1 pseudogene is annotated in these 268 nt (G+C 51.1%); it reads right to left on the bottom strand.

What is annotated here, in order from left to right:
• Positions 1 to 268 (bottom strand): annotated as a pseudogene (locus SB658_RS24405) (sporulation protein); the annotation flags it as partial.

Below are 268 nucleotides of genomic sequence, written 5' to 3'. Positions count from 1 at the left end.
CGGTTATCCGATGGGGTTACATATCTGATATCAGCCCCCGCCCCGCCTTCTGTGCAGACTGCCATGGGCCATTCATCACGGTCAAACCCGGGCTTTGTCGGAATTCCTTTCAATGATTCTTTCCTTCTGTTCTCCGCTCCGCCCCGATCAATTGTACAAATCTCAGAATGACCTGCCGAAATGGCGGCTTTTATATGATTTCCCGTCTCCGGATATTTTGACAGCGGGAAATACAGCACCTGATCGTATCGGGATGCAGCATGAGCAG

This window comes from Bacillus sp. SIMBA_008 (genome assembly GCF_046535495.1).
GTDB lineage: Bacteria > Bacillota > Bacilli > Bacillales > Bacillaceae > Bacillus > Bacillus subtilis.
The sequence above is the reverse complement of the archived record's forward strand: the minus strand, read 5'-3'. Positions and strand labels throughout refer to the sequence as shown.